Below are 17,071 nucleotides of genomic sequence, written 5' to 3' on the forward strand. Positions count from 1 at the left end.
AGTTTTAAATAAGCCCTTACCCCCAAAATCAAAACAGGATTGGTATTACTTTCCATGAGAAAATTATCTTCTCTGATTTCTGTGTTAGTTCTCCTTATGTTTTTAGGAAATTGCGCAGATACAGTCGATGTAGAATATCCGGTATTCCCGAAAGATAAAGAAGGCCGTGCCCTTCAAAAATTCCTCGGAACCATTCGTAACGTAGGATTAGCAGTTGAACCGCCAAAGAAAAGCCTTTGGGAAGCGATCTTCGGAGAAGGTTCCAGCTTTATCGATCAAATGCCGGCAAAAGTTTTCGAAGCATTCGACAAAGAATCTTATTACAAACTGATCGACCTCAGCAAACGTGCAGACGTTCTCAACGAAGCGACTCTTTCTCTTACTGGAATCACTAAGTCCAGAGCGAAGATCGGAAATCTTCTCGGTGCGGAAGCGATTCTTTACATCGGATATCAAAAGCCTTACACTGAGTGCGGTAGCGAAAACAAAATCGATGCAGTTGCTGCAGGAATGAAAGTTGCCGGTTTCGCTGCTTCTATGGCTACCGGAAGAGATGTGAACACCGGAAACGATCCAGTTTCTAAACCGACAGGCGTACGTTTCATGTTGATTCCTCTCGATGCAACTTTGATCAAAGTTGATACTGGAGAAGTGAAAAAAGCGGTTGTTTCTAACCCTGCAAAAATCTTCAACAGTGTTGGAAATCTTGAATGTCCTTCTATTCTGGATTCTTTCGGACAAGGTCTGGACGAAGCTGCAGCTTATATCAAGAGCAGACTTTCTCCGATCGTTAAGACTGAAAAAATCGAAATTTTCGTAAAAGACGAAGATGAAGAAGTAAAAGAACTTCTTACTGAAGGTTACGAAGAAATCCAAGGTGAAACTCCAAGTTTCAAAAAAGCAAAAGAGGCTTGGGAAAAAGCCGACAAAAAAGCGAAGGGTCAGTCTTGGGGAGCGAAAGCAAACCTCGGAACTTACTACTTCTCTACCGGTGATTTCGAAAAAGCGATTAAACTCTACGAAGAAGCTATGAAGATCAACGGAGCTAAAAAGAGCTACCTGAGAGAACTTAGAAAGAGAGTAGAAGCTACTTTCGCAGTTGACGAAAGCAACGCAAAGTAATCGAACCCTTTGAAACGGATCGATTGCACGAAAAGCGGACGAAAGTCCGCTTTTCTTATTTCTATACTGTCGTTTTGTTTTCTCTTTTTATCGGCCTGTAGAAAAATTCCGACCGAAGAAGAATGTGTCGAAAATCAAATGCACAACGTGAAGTTGATCGCTCAGGCTTCCGAAACGGAAATTCCCACGGGAATGCGGCAATTGATGCTGAAACAGATTCTTCAACCCGATATGTCCAGAGCGATCGTTTTGCGTTGTATGTCGGATAAAACTTTGAAACAGGTTCAGTGCGAACTTGGGAAAGAAAAGTTTTTGGATCTGAAAGAATGCAAACAATTCGGCAAGGAAGAAAAGTAGGAACTCCTTCTTTTCAAAAAAAGCTGAAAACGGACTTGAAGTCCGTCTCCGTTACAATACGGGAAAACAAATCTCTTAAAAAGAATCAGAAAATGGTCCGTGTTCTTCGGGCCATTTTTGTTTTTAGTTTTAAAACGAGAATGATCGAAAGAATCCTACAAAAGTAGGAACTCCCATGAAAACCGCTTTAGTTCGTTGAATTGTTTCTTCTAAGATAAGCGGGAATATCGTAGTCTTCCGATTTCGGCGCGTTAGACGAACGAAAACGGAGAGAACCTGGATGAGGTCTGTGCGAATCTTCCTGATTTTCCTGCGGGAATTCCTTACTATCGTTCGGAGATTCCATTCCCACAGCCTTTCTCTGAAAACCGTAATTCTCCTGAACTCTTGTATTGAGATCTTGATTTTGAATCAATTTACCGGAAGGATTTCGTTTGCTAAAGCCGGTCGCGATTACCGTGACTCGGATTTTGTTTGCAAGACTTTCGTCTTCGTGAAGTCCTATGATGATGTTCGCGTTAGGATCCACTTGGGAAGTGATGATCCCCGAAACTTCGTTCCAATCTGAGATCGTAAGATCTTTTCCGCCGGAAACGTTGATGAGAAGCGACGAAGCTCCCGCGATCGAAGTGGAATCTAACAACGAATTGTTGATCGCGAATTCCACGGCCTCCTTCACTTTTCCTTCCCCGCTTCCTTCGCCGACCCCCATCACCGCGTCGCCCGTATCCCGCATGATCGTCTTTACGTCAGCGAAGTCGACGTTGATCAGGCCCGGGTTGTTGATGATATCGCTGATTCCTCTCACCGCGTTGAGAAGAATATCGTCTATCACCTGAAACGCGAGATCGATCGGAGTGGATTTGTCCACGACTCGAAAAATGGAATCGTTGTTGATCAGAATGAGAGTGTCTACGTGCGAACGAAGTTGCTCGATCCCTTTGCGGGCGAGCTCCATTCTTCTTCTTCCTTCAAAAGAAAAAGGAAGAGTAACCACTCCAACGACGAGGCACTTCATTTCTTTCGCGATCTTTGCGATGACGGGAGCGGCGCCGGTTCCGGTTCCGCCGCCCATTCCCGCAGTGATAAAGACCATATCGGCGCCCCTTACTACGGACTGAATTCTTTCCTTATCCTCTTCGGCCGCTTTGTAGCCGAGCTCCGGATCGCCTCCGGCTCCCATACCTCGGGTGATCTTGGTTCCTAAGATGATTTTATTTTCCACGGGAGAGCGGAGTAACACCTGTTCGTCGGTATTGAGAATCGCGAACTCGACTCCTTTGAGAGTGGAGTTGGACATCCGCGTTACGGCGTTCATTCCGCCTCCGCCGACTCCGAATACCTTAATGACTGCGGGACTTGTTTTTGTTTCTTCTTCAAATCGGATCATATTCTGTTTTCCTAATGGATTTCTTTCAAAGATTCTCTTCGATCCATCTTTTGATTTTTTTCGTCCAACCTTCCGAACGGTCCACGGATTTCTGGTCCATGTCCGTCATTCTATCCGCGTATTTGATCATTCCGATCACGGTGGAGAATTCGGGAGAGGACGCTTTTTCCGCAAGTCCGCTGATTCCGCCGGGCCGCGCTCTGGATGCCGTTAGACGAAACACGTCTTCGGCGAGAGTGTCGATTCCTTCGAGAAGACTTCCTCCTCCGGTGAGAATCACTCCTCCGGCGAGAAGTCCTTTTTTTCCGGACTTGACCAGTTCCTTGTCCACCATCTCGAAGATTTCTCTCATCCTCGGTTCAATGATTGCCACCAATTCTTCTCTGAGAACCTGTCTCGCAGGTCTTCCGCTGATCGGAGGAATTTCAATCGTTTCGGTCGGATCGATTTCGGAAAGAATGGTGTGGCCGTATCTTTTTTTAAGAAGTTCAGCGGTTTCTAAAGTCGTTTTCAGACCGATCGAGATATCGCTCGTTACGTTGATTCCGCCGAAAGGAATCACGGAAGAATAGGAAATTCCTCCGTCCACGTAGACGATGAGATCGCAGATCCCCGCGCCGATATCAAGAACCGCGGTTCCGAGATCTTTTTCTCCGGAGGTCAAAACGGCTTCGGAAGAAGCGAGGCTGGAAAGAATCATAACCTCGCAATGAAGACCCGAAGATTCAATGCATTTTTCTAAATTATGAATTGCTGTTATACCCGCGGTTACGATATGAACTTCCGCCTCCAATCGAACTCCTGTCATTCCGATCGGATCCCGAATGCTCGTCTGATCGTCCACGGAAAATTCTTTGGAAAGAACATGAAGAATCTGCTGATCCGCAGGAACTCGAATCGCCTGTGCGGCCTCGATCACTCGGACGACATCGGGTTCCGCGACGGTTCGATCCCGGTTCGTGATCGCGACGACTCCTTTCGAGTTGTCGGCTTTTACGGTTTTGCCCGTGATATTGACCGCGACGGAAGTGATCTCTTGTCCGGACATGAGCTCCGCTTCGCTTACGGCCTCGATGATGGAACGGGTGGTAGATTCAATATTGATGATGGATCCATTCTTCACACCCGAAGAAGGATAAGCACCGGTTCCGATGATTTCGACCTCGTACTCGGAGATGGGTCGGGCCACGACTACTTTTGTCAAAGAAGTCCCGAGATCCAAGGCCGCGATGATTCTATCTCTTGGTTCCAACATATCAGTGATAGACTGCGTCTTCTCCTCTGATGTCTACGAGCTCGGATTGAATCTTGTCTTTTTCAAAATAGGCTAATATTGCGTAGAGTTTGCGGATTTGATCCCTATGAAGAAGGGTTCCGATTTGGATTCGTAATTGAATCGGCTCGTCCGCGAAAAAAAAGATTTCCCCGTCTTCTTGGAGGAGGACTTCCGAGATTCTGGACTTCAGAGCCGGGTACATTCGAAACGCTTGTTCTACGGAATTATAAAGATCACGAAAGCTCGCGTCTTGGATGAATCCGTTTTTGATCGGAAAGTTTCCGGAAAGAACACAGAGGTCTTTTTCCCTTACGTCGTCTTTGGAGAGGATCCTGAGTTCGGAATCGATTTCATAAAGATGTCCATCGGAATTTACGATGAAGGAGGCTTTTCTTTCGGTGAGTTCTATGAGGAGTTGGTCTTCCGACTTTTTTGTGATACGTGCAGAATTCACTCTCGGATACCTGGAGAGTTTTTTTTCCAGAAGATCCAAGTCCAGAGTATCGAAGGAGGTTCCGGGTTGAATTTCAAGCATTCTGACGATTTCTTCCGTTTTGAGCTTTTCGTGCCCCGTAATGATTAACTTATTCAGTTCTCGGGGAATTCCTTGAAGACGAAATCCGAGAATCGCCCCAATGCTCAAAATGCAGATAAGAAGAGCCAAGAGGAGAATGTTTCTCCTTTTCTGCACGAATTCTCTTAGAAAGTCAATCAGATTATGTCTCATAGATAGATCTTGGACTAAATTTCTTCTTTAGTTCCATTATCGGGAATTTCTTTGTAGAGTACAGCTTGTTTTTGAAGTTTGTTACTTCTCCCACTTGGAAAGAATCTTAAAGTCGGGAGAATTCGAAGATCCGAAAAGCAGCCATTCTCTCGAAAACGTCCGGAAAAAAGGGGAGTTCCCGCATTTCTTCGGAATACAAAGAAATTGCGATTTCGAGTGAAATCGGGAGATTTGGAACTGGCGGAAAAGATTCGTTTTTTTAGATTCTTCTTAGAATGTTATTTTTTCAAAAAAAGAAATCCTTCTTGGAAAGTGAAGAATCGAATACCGATCTTATAATTATCCGAATTCATCTATGAATCTCTCAAAGCACACAACGGTCCTCACGGGCGTCATATTCTTCTTAGGATTTTCCCTCGGGATGTATATGGCCGTGGTAGAAAAGGCGGGGACCATAGACGATTATCCTTATACGATGAAGATCTATTATCCTCGCCTGGAAGGAATTCATCCGGGCGCTCCCGTAAGAATCCTGGGCGTGGAAAGAGGAATCGTTCGAAGTTTGGATGTGGTTCCGATCGACGAAGTGGGCGACCAAAGATTTTTAAACAAGGATCAGACGAAGGCAATCGAGATTGTGATTCGTCTGAAGGAACCGATCACTCTCTGGGATAATTATAAGATTACGTTTCAGACGAACACGATTCTTTCGGGAAGAACGATCGATATCGATCCGGGTTCTTCGGAGAAAGAGGATACAACGTTCTTTCAGCCCACTTATCTCGAAGACGAACAGAGGGCTCCCGACTTTCTTCCCTCCGCGGATTATTTCGACGATTTTTTCGCCGCTTCCACCGGAGTGATTCGCGAGAATCGCGAAGACATTCGGGCTTCTTTTAACAATCTCTACGAAATTTCCGAAAAACTCAAATCCAATCGAGGGACCATTCCGAAGATGATTCATTCTCCGGAGACTTACGACAACGTGATGGAACTTCTTACTGACGCGAGAATTTTCAGTAACGACGCTCGACGTTATTCGGAAGGCTATCGAAAACTCGAACGCTCCGCTCCCGCGCCCTTTACGATCAATTTGTATCGAAGGACGACTCTCATCGGGAGCGTCGGAAACGACTACTACTTCGGCAAGCTCTGATTTTGTTTGGAAAAGTTTTTTGGTTTTTTTCATTCTTCGAAGAGGTTAGAATTTTTCCGATCTTAATATGGAACGGACCTAAAGTCCGAAGCAAACGAAATTCGATATTTCATTCTATGTCGAAACGACAAAAGAAGAATCTTAGGTGGAGAAATTATGACTTTGAATTCTAAAAATCTTCTCTTGATTCTTTTTTAATATAGGAGATCCTACATTGAAACATCCTAATTTAGAGATTATCGATCGTTTTTTCGAAGCCTATATCCAAAAAGATCGTACGACGTTAGAGAGCGTCCTCTCCGCCGATGCGAAGTGGAGTTTTCCGGGACAAAATCCTTTCAGTGGTCGGAAGAACGGCTTTGAGGAAGTCATCCAATTTTTTGATACGATGAGTTCCGTCATGGGTAAATCAAACGTAAGAGCCGAAAAATTGATTATCGCCGCGACTGATGAATACGTTATCGAAAGCCAACACATCTTTACAAATAGAGAAGATGGAATCAACTTGGATCATCTTGTCTGTGTTCTCTGGAAATTCGCGGGAGGAAAGATCGTGGAAGGAATTCATTTCTTTGCGAGTCCGGTCGAAGCCGATTCTTTCTTTACTAAGATTTTTCAGATAAATTCTAAATCTTGATTTTCCTTTGGAAGATTCATTTCTGAATTTTTTCGGGCTTTCGAAAAAGAATTTTTGTCGGAGAAATTGTTGGTCCTTCTTGCAAAGGTTCGATTTGGGAGTTCCTACATTTCAGAGCACCACGGCCCGATTCTGAAACTTCAACCGAAGGAGTTCCTACATTTCAGAGAATCACGGCTCGAATATGAAACATCAAACCAAGAAGATACTACATTAAATCCACGAATGGCTCAATAAATTCAGATGAGGAGAATTAGTTCCTACATTTCAGAGAACCACGGCCCGATTCTGAAACTTCAACCGAAGGAGTTCCTACATTTCAGAGAATCACGGCTCGATTCTGAAACTTCAACCGAAGGAGTTCCTACATTTTAGAGCACCACGGCTCGATTCTGAAACTTCAATCGAAGGAGTTCCTACTTTCTCTCAACGAAGAAATCAAAATCTGCCGATGAGACCAATATGAAAGTTGCAATCATCCACGACTGGCTCAATGGAATGCGCGGAGGAGAATTGGTCCTCGATTCTCTCCTCAAAATCTATCCTTCCGCCGATCTTTTTACTCTATTCTACACGCCGGGAAAACTAAATCCTCGGATCGAACAAAGAAAAATCACGACCGCTTTCACAAACAATTTGCCGTTTAAGGATACCAAGTATCGCTGGTACCTGCCTCTTTTTCCGACCGCGATCGAATCCTTGGATCTAAAGGGCTACGATCTTGTGATCTCTTCTTCTCATTGCGTGGCAAAGGGAGTGATTACCGACCCGGACTCGTTTCATTTCAGTTACGTCCATTCTCCGATGCGTTACGTCTGGGATCTTTATTACGATTACTTTCCTTCTCGTAAAGGGTTGAAATTTTTTGCCTTCGAACTCATCTCCAATTATCTAAGAACCTGGGACGCCGCTTCTTCTTCGCGGGTGGATTCTTTCTGGTCCAACTCCGAGTTCGTAGCCAGAAGAATCCGGAAATTCTATCGTCGAGAATCGGAAGTGATCTTTCCACCTTGTCTTCCTGAAAAATGGAAAGTTGTCTCCGAAAAGAAGGACGATTTCTATCTCATCGTCTCCGCGTTTGCGCCTTACAAAAGAATCGATCTTGCGATCGAGGCGTTTCGCAAGAATGGAAAGAGGCTCGTCCTCATCGGAGGTGGACAGGAATTCAAAAAACTGACTTCACACCTTCCGAAGAATATCGAAGTCCTTCCTCATCTCAAAAGAGAAGAAGTCTTGGAATATTACAAAAAAGCAAAAGCCTTTATCTTTCCAGGGATGGAGGATTTCGGAATTGCACCGGTCGAAGCCCAAGCCTACCAAACTCCGGTGATCGCTTTCGGAAAAGGTGGCGCCCTCGAAACAGTGATCTCAGGCAAAACTGGAATCTTTTTCCAAGAACAAACCGTAGAATCCCTCAACGAGGCGATCGAACGTTCCGATCGAATTTCCTGGAAAACCTCCGATTTTCAGAGGAATGTAAGCCGCTTTACCGAGGAAAAATTCATTATCGAAATCAAGAAGCAGGTCGAGACTAGAATGAGAACTCCGAGGAAAAAGGGATAATTGTTTTGATTCTACTCCATAGACTGAAAGGGGACGAATTCGTGCTCAACGCATCTCATATCGAGTGCCTTGAAGCCAATCCGGATACTACGATCACCCTTTCCAACGATAGAAAGTTTGTGGTAAAGGAATCCATTCCCGAAGTTATCGAAAAAATTTTAGAATATAAGAAACGGATTCTTGTATTTCCTCTGAGCTCTTCTCCGGACCAGTTCAAAAGGGTGGAATAAAAAATTATGGATTTTGGAACAGTAGTTGGTTTAGGATCGGCGGTAGTCCTGATGATCTTCGGTATCATCTCGGCGGGATTAAGCCCATTAGACATTTTTGATATTCCATCGGTCATCATTACTTTCGGAGGAGCGACTGCGGGTACCATCATGGCGGTCCCTTGGGAATCGACGCTCGCGGTCGGAAAAGTCACACAAAAAGTATTTAGAACCGAAAAACACGACCTCATAGAATTGATCAAAACGTTAGTCTCCTTTTCCGAAAAAGCGAGAAGAGAAGGCCTTCTCGCATTGGAAGACGACGTAAACGAGCTTCCCGACGAATTCTTACGAAAAGGAATTACGCTCGTCGTGGACGGAACGGATCCCGAACTCGTCCGCAACATCATGGAAACCGAGATGGGAAACATCGCTTCCCGTCACAACAACGGAAAGGCTTGGTGGGAAAACTGGGGAGCCTTGGCTCCCGCCTTCGGGATGATCGGGACCCTGATCGGACTCGTTCAGATGTTGAAGAACCTCGGTTCCGGCGACCCTTCCGCGATCGGAACGGGGATGGCGGCCGCCTTGATTACTACGCTCTACGGATCCATGGGCGCGAACATGTTCGCGATTCCCGTCATGAAAAAACTCATGCGTAAATCGGAGGACGAACTTACGATCAAACAGATTATGATCGAAGGAACTCTTTCCATTCAATCCGGGGACAACCCGAGGATCGTTAAAGATAAACTCTCTTCGTTTCTTCCTCCTTCAGAACGAGACGTTCTCAAAGACGACAGCGAGTAAGATCGGGCTTTTATTATGGCAAAATCAAAATGTCCGGAATGTATTCAGAACATCCCCGAGTATATGCTTACTTACGGGGACATGGTGACTCTTCTCCTTTGTTTTTTCATCATGCTCTATACCACCGGTAAAACGAACGCTATCGAGATGCAGATCATTCTTTCCGCGTTCAAGACGACTACGGGTTTTTTTGACGGAGGTCAGACACTCTCTAAAGGAAAACTCGAAGAGATGGGAATGAACATCGAGAGTCTTCCGTCTCAGACGACCGGAAAGACTCTTTCAAAATCCAAAAAACTCGCGACCGAACTTTTCAAACCGGAAGTGGAAGCCGGCAAAGTAAAGATCACGGAAGACGAAAGAGGACTTATCATCTCCTTGGTGAGCGCGGACTATTTCAATCCGGGGTCGGCGGTGCTTACGGATTCTATCAAGATCGCATTAAAAAAAGCGAGTTCCTTGATCAAGGAACTCGATCGATTCGTTCGAGTAGAAGGTCATTGCGATGCGGACGCGGTCAATCCCGGAGTCGCGCCCGGAAAAGAAGAAAGGGCCTATATCAACAACTGGGATTTGGCCGGAGCGAGAGCGATCAACGCGACCGACTATATCATCAACGTGGAAAAATTGGATCCTTCTTGGTTTCAAGCGGTGAGCTTCGGAGCGTTCAGGCCGTTGGTAGTGGAATATTCCGGAACACCGGAAGCGAAGGCATACAATCGAAGAATCGATATCGTAATCATGACTGATAAGTCTACCAAGAGAAGTCCGTACGAAACCAATTTCGGACTTCCAAAAACTAGAATTCCCGGTTCAGAGTCGTCCACGCCAGGCAACGAGTAACCGGAAGAGCGACTAACGTTAAAATTCAGGAGGCAAACCAATGGGTGATGCGGAAATAGACGAGGAAGAAGGCGGGTTACCCGCCGCCGAAGGCGGCGGAGGAACATCGCCCATAATCAAATGGCTTCTTTACGTAGCCGGAGCGATTTTTGGAATTATCATCGTAGCAATCATTGCAATGGTCGTGGCAAAACAAACCGCTACCAGCACATTCAAGCAAATGAAGAACGTGGCGTTGGTAAAGCCGCCTCCGCCGTTAGCGAACTATAATTTTACGGAAGAATTTCGGATCAATACTTCGGACAAAGGGGAAGCCCACTTCGTGAAGATGAAGTTGGCATTCGGAATCGCGAAAGAGGATCAAACCTTGTCCGCGGAACTCGCCGAAAGAAACGCACAGATGCGGGATTTGATCAACCTGATCGTCGGAAGGAAATCCAAGGACGAATTGATCAACATCGAAGATCAGTTGGATCTTCGGGAAGAGATCAAAGCCCAGGTGAATCACATTCTTACCGAAGGAAAGATCCAGGAAGTTTACTTTACGGAATTTATCGTCAACTGATGAGAAAAATTCTCGGCGTAATACCGGCGCGTTATGCGAGTTCTCGCTTTCCCGGAAAGCCGCTCGCGAAGATCGGCGACAGAACGATGATAGAGTGGACGTATCGGAACGCCTCCCGGTCTTCCACACTTTCAGAGTTGGTGGTCGCCACTGATGACGAACGGATTCACCAAACCGTAATCGGATTCGGTGGGATGAGCGTTCTTACAAGTCCGGAACATCCTTCGGGAACCGATCGTATCATAGAAGTCGCGGAAAAATTCTCGGAGTATCCCGTGATCGTCAACATTCAAGGAGACGAACCCGGAATCGAACCGGAGCTCATCGATGGGGTTGCGAGTATGAAAGCCTCTCATCCGGAATGGACGATGAGCACCGCAGCTGTTCCACTTTTAGATCCGGCTCACGGAACGGATCCGAACCGAGTGAAAGTCATTGTCGATCACAACGGAAAGGCGATCTACTTTTCCAGATCGCTTATACCGAGTCAGTTCAAAGTAAAAGTTCCGCTCTTCCGTCATTTGGGAATTTACGGATACGATCGGGAATTCTTATTAAAATACAATTCTCTCCCTAAAAGTAATCTGGAAGAATCGGAATCTCTTGAACAACTCAGAGCGATCGAAGCCGGTTATGGAATCGGCGTTTACCTTGCAAAAGAAGCGGGATTGTCCGTGGACACGCCGGAAGACCTGGAGATCGTGATTTTGGATTTTAAAAAGAGAGAATGGATTACTTAAGAGCTTCTTGAAGAGTGTTGTGGATTAAGACGAAATCGGTTAAACCGACAATATCCATAACTTTTCTAAAATGCTCGTTGAGACCCGCGAATTCGATTTTCCCTTTCGTTTCGGACGCTCTCGTGATCAAGCTGATGAGGGTCGCGATTCCCGCGGAATTGATATACGAAGTTCCTTGAAAGTTCAAAATCACTCTGCTTCTTTTATCGGCGGGGATGGATTCGTATTTTCCGATGATTTCCTCGTCCGCTTCGGAAGTGATCTCTCCTTCGATGTGAATGATGGGAACGGAAACGGTGAGATCTACGAAAATTTTGAAATCGTCGGACATAAGGAATCTTTCAACTAAAAACAGCTAAATTCTATTAAAGTCAATCGAATTACGCATAATTTCCGAGTTCGATCGCCGACAATTGATCAAATTGCTTTCCGCATTTTTTACAGAAGAATTTTACTTCCTTCGGCTTGGATGAAATTCCGAAAAGAATCAAAAAGATTCCTAATTTTGTGTAAGTTTTTTTTTCTTGAGCGTTCGGAGAAGTTCTACTGATTCCGCAATTTTCGCCGCAGGGCGGCAATTGGTTCTTTGAGTTCACAAGAGTAGGATCCTTTCGGGGTGTAAAAAATACCAGTCGAAAAACCGGAAGGTGGGTCGGAAAATAAGAATCTCCGACCCGAAAAGAAAATCTTAGTTTTGAGTAAGATGAACTACGTATTTAGCCAGTAGTTTGATATTCTCATCGCCTAAGAATTTGTAAGCGACCATCGGTCCACCGGGAATCCCGTTGTTCAGAGTTTTCAAAACTCCGGCTTCGGTGTTTCCGTTTTTCCACTGTCCGGCAGGAGCCTTATAGTTACGAGGTTTCGGATTCAGGCTTGCAGCAGCGGCTCCGTCTCCGGCGCCTTTTTCACCATGGCAAGAAGCGCAGTTTTGCAAAAAGATTTCCTGTCCTTTTTGAAGTTCCGGGCTGAGGGTGGAAGCTGCAGTTTCGGTTGCGGCAGGCGCGGACGCATCAGCCGGTTTCTCGGACTTATCTCCGCAGTTCAAAAAAAGAACCAGAGAGGTAAGAGCGATCGCGATGGAAATGATCATATTCTTGGAGTTCATCGAAAATCACCTCTATTTGTGCAACCAGCATATCTTGGGATGAAATTTCACGATAGAATTTTTTTGTCAGGTTATTGTCATGGGACTTGATTTTTCTCAAGTCCTCATTGGATCGGAAGTCAGGCCGGCACGAAGATAAAACCGGTTCCGGATTCTTCCTTTGAGAATTTTACGGGAAGATCGATTTGAACGGACTCAGTGACCGAAATTCCGTCGACTTCCCCTTCTAAAAGACCCATCGTTTTGATTCCTTCTTCCAATTCGACGACCGCCAAAACATAAGGCGCCCTTTTGGAGAGATGACCGAAGCCAACGTGAACTACTGTGTAAGTATAGATCTTACCGTTTCCCGAAAATTGAATTTCGGATGTGTCCGAACTTCCGCAACTCGTGCACGCGATCGATGGTTCGGTCATTTGAAAACCGCAGGAATTGCATTTCTTTCCTTTCAAAATTTCTAATATAGTTTCCGACATTTTTAAACCCTCTGAAGAATGTGAATACAACTTACCGCGCCCGGACCGCCCAGGACGTGCGTCATCGCGGTTCTTGCGTTTGTTACCTGACGTTTATCTGCTTGATCCCTGAGTTGAAAGGTCATCTCTACGACTTGGCCGACTCCGGTGGCTCCCACGGGATGTCCCTTTGCTTTGAGTCCGCCCGAGGTGTTTACGGGAAGTTTTCCGCCAAGTCGGGTATGGCCGTCCATCGTAAAGGGGCCGCCTTTTCCCTTCTCCACAAAACCAAGATCTTCTATGTTGATGATTTCAGTAATCGTAAAACAATCGTGACACTCCAAAACGTCGACGTCTTCTCTTTTTACGCCGGACATTTTGAACGCTTCCGCCGCGGCTTGAATGCTCGCCGGGAAACTGACCGAATCTTTTTTGAGAGCCACGTTGAAATAGTCTCCTCCGATTCCGGAACCTTTGATGAGGATCGGATTTTTACGGACGGATTTCGCTTTGTCCAAGGTTGTGATGACGATCGCCGCGCTCGCGTCCGTTACTAAAGAAACGTCGTGAAAACCGAAGGGTGTGGTTACCATTCTGGCTCTCATGATATTGTTAAACGAAATCTCTTTTTGTTTGTGAGCGAACGGGTTGAGGCTACCGTGAAAATAATTCTTTTCGGCGACTTTGGAGAGCATTTCCTTCGTAGTTCCGAACTCGTGCATGTGACGGATCGCGTTGAGCGCGAAACCGGAAGGACCGGAGATACAATAACCTCCTTCCACGTCCGCGTCTTGTCCTCTCGCCACGATTTCCATTGTGGTTTCCGGATCGAGTCCGTTCATTTTTTCCACGCCCAAAACCAAGACCGTATCGTAAATTCCCGCCGCTACGGATAAGAATCCCTGACGGACCGCGATGCCGCCGGAGGCACAAGCGCCTTCAGTTCGGATCGCGGGTTTATCGCCTAATCCTAGTAAGTTGGCCGCGTAAGAACCCATCGTATTTTGACGGTTGAATTCGTTTCCAGCGTAATTGCCGACAAAGACGGCCTGGATTTCCTTTCGATCGATTCCGGAATCCAAGATGGCTCCGTTTCCGGCCTCGGTGACAAGATCTCTTAGGGTTCGATCCTTGTGGTTTCCGTGTTCCGTTTCATAAGCGCCGATGATCGCTACTTCCCGCATACAAGATTCTCCGTTTAGTAAATTAGAATTTTAGAATGTGATAATTTTTAAAACGCCGATCCCCGCAAACCTGAAGGAAGATATACTTTGTGAACAATTGTTTATCGATGTGTTCATGTTCGATCGGAATCTATGGGAGAAGAATTCGGAACTCCGCGGAGAATGCACTTCTTTTTTAAGGCGAAACTTTCGTTCTTGGAAAGGGAAACGATAGAATCGGAAGCCTGCTTTTAAAAAAGGAGATTCCGTAAGAGCATTTCCTTTACGGGAAAGACATAGAATCGATCGACTCAATCCTTTCGAATTTTGATTCGTGGATCAGATGCAGTCCATTTAGGATGCGCGATATTCTTGCGCGTGGAACTTGTGTTGGTCGGAGAAACGTCAACAAGACGGAAGTTCTGTAAAATATCCTGATCCTTTCTATCCTTGTAAAATTGTCTCAGGAAATGCTCGATTCTTTCGAATCTTAGCGCAAAGTTCGGATTACGCATTTTGAAATCGGAAGACGGTAAAGTTCTTTCCGGTTGAAATTGGTTCGGGTCCGGGCAATGGGTAAAAACGATCTTCAGCGAATGTTCCAACCTTATCGAATTTTTCGAAAAGCGATAAGTCGCTATTTTTAAAATAGATTCTATTTATATAATGTTTTGGGTGGATTGCTCGCAAAAATCAAAAATGAATGAAAACTCCCAAGCTCACGGACTCCGAATTTTTATTCTTCAAATATTCTATCATTATGTTCGCGTCCCTCCAAGAGAGTTCCAAGCCGACGGTTCCGTACCAATTCGTATGACTCACGAAAAGATTGCGCTTCAGATCCAAGTAAACAAGAGTGGGGTTGGTCGTAAAATCGTCCTTGTTGGATAACGCCGAAAGTGCGAAATTTCTTTCCACTTGGATTTCCACGTTCCCCTGATTGAACATTCCTCCAAGGCCGCCGTAGAAGGAAAAAAGTCCGATCGTCTTCGCATAACGAAAATCGAATGTAGTCGAATAGATATTGGAATTGTAAGTCAAGTCGTTGATTCCGATCCATTTCCGAGCTTGGCCCGAAAGTCGAACGTTAGTCGGTCTTCGATCGTAAGAATGGAGGCTGATCGTTTGGAGGGACTGAAAAACTCCGAACCCGAAGGAAAGTCCGTCTTTTCCGTTTCCTTCCGTAGAATTTGAAGGAGAATAAAAAGGGAAATAACGAACGCTCAAGCCGGTGTTTGCGACTTTTCCGTGAAGATCCGTTTTTCTCAATTTTAAAAAGGGAACGTTTTGTTCCGAAAGTTCGTAAGGGAAATAGTGAAAGTGAACGTTCCATTTTGAGAGTTCCGGACTCGGACTTTCGAAAAGATTTCCCAAGTTGAAGCCGAGGTTGACGGAAGGCGAGGCGGCGATCCCTTGTTTGGGGAGTTCCCGCAATTCCGAATTTTCGAATAGATAATTTCTCGGACTCAAATTGCTTCTTGCGATGGAATAACCGATTCCAATTCTTTTTTTAGTAAGAATCTTTCCGCCTAACATAGAAGAGTTGATATTCTGTAATACCGCCGCCTCTCCCATGGAAAGTAGGAACTCCTTCGTATAAACGGCGTCTAACGCGGGATCTATCAGATTGCTTCCCAAGACGACTTCGGGAGGAAGAGACGCGCATTCGGTTCCGACGCAGGCTGCTTCGGAAAAAAGAGGATCGCAGATCAGCAGAAAAACGACCAAGAACGTCTTGTAAAATTTTGATCTTATGATTTTCAAAACTCGTCTCGAAAAGCGGTTTTACCGATTTACCACTGAAAGATCGCTTCTCGATTCTTCCTACAAACAAATTAGAATCGTCCCCGAAACCTTGAAAAAACCGCTGGAGCAAACCGAAAATCGGAACGTGGAGTTCCCGCATTTTACGCCTCTACGATGTGACTTTTGTACGATTTCGAATCGGTCCTACGCGTTCAAGGGACGTGTGAGTTCCCACATTTCGGGTTTTGAAATAAGACTTTAATAAAAAAATACATGCAGAATTTTGAATTCTGCGGAAGAAATTTTTAAAGACTTCCGCAAAATTCAAAAAGGAAAAATTACATTCCGATCGCGGCGCCTCCGTCCACTCTCAAGTAAGTGCCGGTGATGTAATTGGATTGATCGCTTAAGAAGAATTTCACAGCGTTTGCGATCTCTTGTTGTGTTCCCGGTCTTCTCAAAGGGATGAACATCGGGTCCGTGAGTTTCTTCTGAACTTCCTCGGGAAGAGAAGCTGTCATATCGGTTTGAACGTATCCGGGGCAAACCGCGTTCACAAGAACGTTTCTTCCTGAAAATTCTCTCGCAGAAACTTTCGTAAGAGCGATCACGCCCGCTTTGGAAGCGGAGTAGTTTGCTTGTCCTGGTTGTCCCGTAAGACCCGATACGGAGGAAATGTTTACGATTCTTCCGGATTCCGCTTTGAGAAGAAGTTTAGAAGCGGACTTTGTCATCAGAAATACGCCCTTCAGGTTTACGTCCATAACGAAGTCGAATTCCTGCTCGCTCATTCTCATCAGAAGATTGTCCTTGAGAACTCCCGCGTTGTTTACGAGAAAATCCAGTTTGCCGAATTTCTCTTTGATTCCCGCGATCACGGCGTCGCAGTCTTCCGGCTTTGTGACGTTACACGGAATTCCTAAAGTTTTCACGCCGAATTCTTTGGCAATGTCGACGGCCGCCTGTTCGATATGTTCTTTGTTGAGGTCGCATACTACTATGTCCCCTCCCTCTTTGGCGATTGTATTTGCGATCGCTCTTCCGAGCCCGCGAGGAGACGCCGCTCCGGTAACGAGTGCTACTTTTCCTTCGAATTGTTTAGACATGATTTCCCTCGTGTCGAGATGCTGATTGGCTTTCCATTTCGGTGAGAGAAATAGAATTGCCAAGTAAAAACTTTCTCCCGAATTTCCTTTGCCTTTCT

19 protein-coding genes and 1 pseudogene are annotated in these 17,071 nt (G+C 45.4%); 10 read left to right on the top strand and 10 right to left on the bottom strand.

Features of this window, described 5'->3' with window-relative positions:
- Positions 1 to 54 precede the first annotated feature (54 nt).
- Together CH376_RS03440 and lep are read left to right on the top strand one after the other, a co-directional pair.
- A complete protein-coding gene (locus tag CH376_RS03440; protein ID WP_100787601.1) occupies positions 55 to 1,122 on the top strand; it encodes a lipoprotein LipL41 in 1,068 nt (355 codons plus the stop codon).
- Positions 1,100 to 1,479 (top strand): annotated as a pseudogene (lep, locus tag CH376_RS03445) (LipL41-expression chaperone Lep). Before CH376_RS03440 ends, lep begins: the two are co-directional and overlap by 23 nt.
- Before the next feature lie 187 nt (positions 1,480 to 1,666).
- Here lep and ftsZ read toward each other — a convergent pair.
- The 3 genes from ftsZ to CH376_RS03465 are packed head-to-tail and all read right to left on the bottom strand — an operon-like array spanning position 1,667 to position 4,872.
- The gene (ftsZ, locus tag CH376_RS03455) at positions 1,667 to 2,869 is read right to left on the bottom strand and encodes a cell division protein FtsZ (RefSeq protein WP_100787604.1); all 1,203 of its coding nucleotides are present in this window, start codon (positions 2,867 to 2,869) and stop codon (positions 1,667 to 1,669) included.
- A gap of 25 nt (positions 2,870 to 2,894) precedes the next feature.
- On the bottom strand, positions 2,895 to 4,124 hold the full coding sequence (ftsA, locus tag CH376_RS03460; protein ID WP_100787605.1) for a cell division protein FtsA: 1,230 nt from the start codon (positions 4,122 to 4,124) through the stop codon (positions 2,895 to 2,897).
- A gap of 1 nt (position 4,125) precedes the next feature.
- Complete coding sequence (locus CH376_RS03465; RefSeq protein ID WP_100787606.1) at positions 4,126 to 4,872, bottom strand: cell division protein FtsQ/DivIB; 747 nt, start codon at positions 4,870 to 4,872, stop codon at positions 4,126 to 4,128.
- 355 nt (positions 4,873 to 5,227) lie between these two features.
- On the opposite strand from CH376_RS03465, the gene CH376_RS03475 reads away from it, so the two are divergent.
- From CH376_RS03475 to kdsB, 8 genes are all read left to right on the top strand, one after another.
- A complete protein-coding gene (locus CH376_RS03475) occupies positions 5,228 to 6,028 on the top strand; it encodes an MlaD family protein (protein WP_100787608.1) in 801 nt (266 codons plus the stop codon).
- Between the two features lie 214 nt (positions 6,029 to 6,242).
- Complete coding sequence (locus CH376_RS03480) at positions 6,243 to 6,665, top strand: nuclear transport factor 2 family protein (RefSeq protein ID WP_165781832.1); 423 nt, start codon at positions 6,243 to 6,245, stop codon at positions 6,663 to 6,665.
- A 462-nt stretch (positions 6,666 to 7,127) separates the two neighbouring features.
- Positions 7,128 to 8,228, top strand: a complete 1,101-nt coding sequence (locus CH376_RS03485) for a glycosyltransferase (protein ID WP_100784786.1) — start codon at positions 7,128 to 7,130, stop codon at positions 8,226 to 8,228.
- Between the two features lie 5 nt (positions 8,229 to 8,233).
- Complete coding sequence (locus CH376_RS03490) at positions 8,234 to 8,458, top strand: flagellar FlbD family protein (protein ID WP_100784787.1); 225 nt, start codon at positions 8,234 to 8,236, stop codon at positions 8,456 to 8,458.
- Between the two features lie 6 nt (positions 8,459 to 8,464).
- Positions 8,465 to 9,247 (top strand): motility protein A, encoded by a 783-nt coding sequence (locus CH376_RS03495; protein ID WP_100784788.1) that lies wholly within the window; start codon positions 8,465 to 8,467, stop codon positions 9,245 to 9,247.
- Between the two features lie 15 nt (positions 9,248 to 9,262).
- Complete coding sequence (motB, locus tag CH376_RS03500) at positions 9,263 to 10,090, top strand: flagellar motor protein MotB (protein WP_100784789.1); 828 nt, start codon at positions 9,263 to 9,265, stop codon at positions 10,088 to 10,090.
- 40 nt (positions 10,091 to 10,130) lie between these two features.
- Positions 10,131 to 10,655 carry a flagellar basal body-associated FliL family protein gene (locus CH376_RS03505; protein ID WP_010573664.1) on the top strand — a complete coding sequence of 175 codons (525 nt, stop codon included), beginning with the start codon at positions 10,131 to 10,133 and terminating at the stop codon, positions 10,653 to 10,655.
- Complete coding sequence (kdsB, locus tag CH376_RS03510; RefSeq protein WP_100784790.1) at positions 10,655 to 11,395, top strand: 3-deoxy-manno-octulosonate cytidylyltransferase; 741 nt, start codon at positions 10,655 to 10,657, stop codon at positions 11,393 to 11,395. The genes CH376_RS03505 and kdsB overlap by 1 nt, the downstream gene beginning before the upstream one ends.
- Here the strand turns inward: kdsB and CH376_RS03515 are convergent.
- The 7 genes from CH376_RS03515 to CH376_RS03555 form a co-directional block, all read right to left on the bottom strand.
- Complete coding sequence (locus tag CH376_RS03515) at positions 11,388 to 11,726, bottom strand: STAS domain-containing protein (protein ID WP_100784791.1); 339 nt, start codon at positions 11,724 to 11,726, stop codon at positions 11,388 to 11,390. The genes kdsB and CH376_RS03515 overlap by 8 nt on opposite strands.
- Positions 11,727 to 11,775: 49 nt before the next feature.
- Complete coding sequence (locus CH376_RS03520) at positions 11,776 to 11,991, bottom strand: hypothetical protein (protein WP_100784792.1); 216 nt, start codon at positions 11,989 to 11,991, stop codon at positions 11,776 to 11,778.
- A gap of 92 nt (positions 11,992 to 12,083) precedes the next feature.
- Entirely contained in the window at positions 12,084 to 12,503 is a 420-nt protein-coding gene (locus tag CH376_RS03525; protein WP_100784793.1) for a c-type cytochrome, read from the bottom strand.
- A gap of 119 nt (positions 12,504 to 12,622) precedes the next feature.
- Positions 12,623 to 12,979, bottom strand: a complete 357-nt coding sequence (locus CH376_RS03530) for a Zn-ribbon domain-containing OB-fold protein (protein ID WP_100784794.1) — start codon at positions 12,977 to 12,979, stop codon at positions 12,623 to 12,625.
- Positions 12,980 to 12,981: 2 nt separating this feature from the next.
- Positions 12,982 to 14,142 (bottom strand): thiolase domain-containing protein, encoded by a 1,161-nt coding sequence (locus tag CH376_RS03535; RefSeq protein ID WP_100784795.1) that lies wholly within the window; start codon positions 14,140 to 14,142, stop codon positions 12,982 to 12,984.
- 672 nt (positions 14,143 to 14,814) lie between these two features.
- Positions 14,815 to 15,885, bottom strand: a complete 1,071-nt coding sequence (locus tag CH376_RS03545; protein ID WP_100784797.1) for an Lsa36 family surface (lipo)protein — start codon at positions 15,883 to 15,885, stop codon at positions 14,815 to 14,817.
- Positions 15,886 to 16,205: 320 nt separating this feature from the next.
- On the bottom strand, positions 16,206 to 16,973 hold the full coding sequence (locus tag CH376_RS03555; protein WP_100785027.1) for a beta-ketoacyl-ACP reductase: 768 nt from the start codon (positions 16,971 to 16,973) through the stop codon (positions 16,206 to 16,208).
- Between the last annotated feature and the right edge of the window lie 98 nt (positions 16,974 to 17,071).

Source organism: Leptospira adleri (genome assembly GCF_002811985.1).
GTDB classification, from domain to species: domain Bacteria; phylum Spirochaetota; class Leptospiria; order Leptospirales; family Leptospiraceae; genus Leptospira; species Leptospira adleri.

Bases quoted from the DNA above. Each gene is read 5' to 3' on its own strand.
- CH376_RS03440 (WP_100787601.1), top strand. From the start codon at position 55: ATGAGAAAATTATCTTCTCTGATTTCTGTGTTAGTTCTCCTTATGTTT.
- ftsZ (WP_100787604.1), bottom strand. From the start codon at position 2,869: ATGATCCGATTTGAAGAAGAAACAAAAACAAGTCCCGCAGTCATTAAG.
- ftsA (WP_100787605.1), bottom strand. From the start codon at position 4,124: ATGTTGGAACCAAGAGATAGAATCATCGCGGCCTTGGATCTCGGGACT.
- CH376_RS03465 (WP_100787606.1), bottom strand. From the start codon at position 4,872: ATGAGACATAATCTGATTGACTTTCTAAGAGAATTCGTGCAGAAAAGG.
- CH376_RS03475 (WP_100787608.1), top strand. From the start codon at position 5,228: ATGAATCTCTCAAAGCACACAACGGTCCTCACGGGCGTCATATTCTTC.
- CH376_RS03485 (WP_100784786.1), top strand. From the start codon at position 7,128: ATGAAAGTTGCAATCATCCACGACTGGCTCAATGGAATGCGCGGAGGA.
- CH376_RS03495 (WP_100784788.1), top strand. From the start codon at position 8,465: ATGGATTTTGGAACAGTAGTTGGTTTAGGATCGGCGGTAGTCCTGATG.
- motB (WP_100784789.1), top strand. From the start codon at position 9,263: ATGGCAAAATCAAAATGTCCGGAATGTATTCAGAACATCCCCGAGTAT.
- CH376_RS03505 (WP_010573664.1), top strand. From the start codon at position 10,131: ATGGGTGATGCGGAAATAGACGAGGAAGAAGGCGGGTTACCCGCCGCC.
- kdsB (WP_100784790.1), top strand. From the start codon at position 10,655: ATGAGAAAAATTCTCGGCGTAATACCGGCGCGTTATGCGAGTTCTCGC.
- CH376_RS03515 (WP_100784791.1), bottom strand. From the start codon at position 11,726: ATGTCCGACGATTTCAAAATTTTCGTAGATCTCACCGTTTCCGTTCCC.
- CH376_RS03525 (WP_100784793.1), bottom strand. From the start codon at position 12,503: ATGAACTCCAAGAATATGATCATTTCCATCGCGATCGCTCTTACCTCT.
- CH376_RS03530 (WP_100784794.1), bottom strand. From the start codon at position 12,979: ATGTCGGAAACTATATTAGAAATTTTGAAAGGAAAGAAATGCAATTCC.
- CH376_RS03535 (WP_100784795.1), bottom strand. From the start codon at position 14,142: ATGCGGGAAGTAGCGATCATCGGCGCTTATGAAACGGAACACGGAAAC.
- CH376_RS03555 (WP_100785027.1), bottom strand. From the start codon at position 16,973: ATGTCTAAACAATTCGAAGGAAAAGTAGCACTCGTTACCGGAGCGGCG.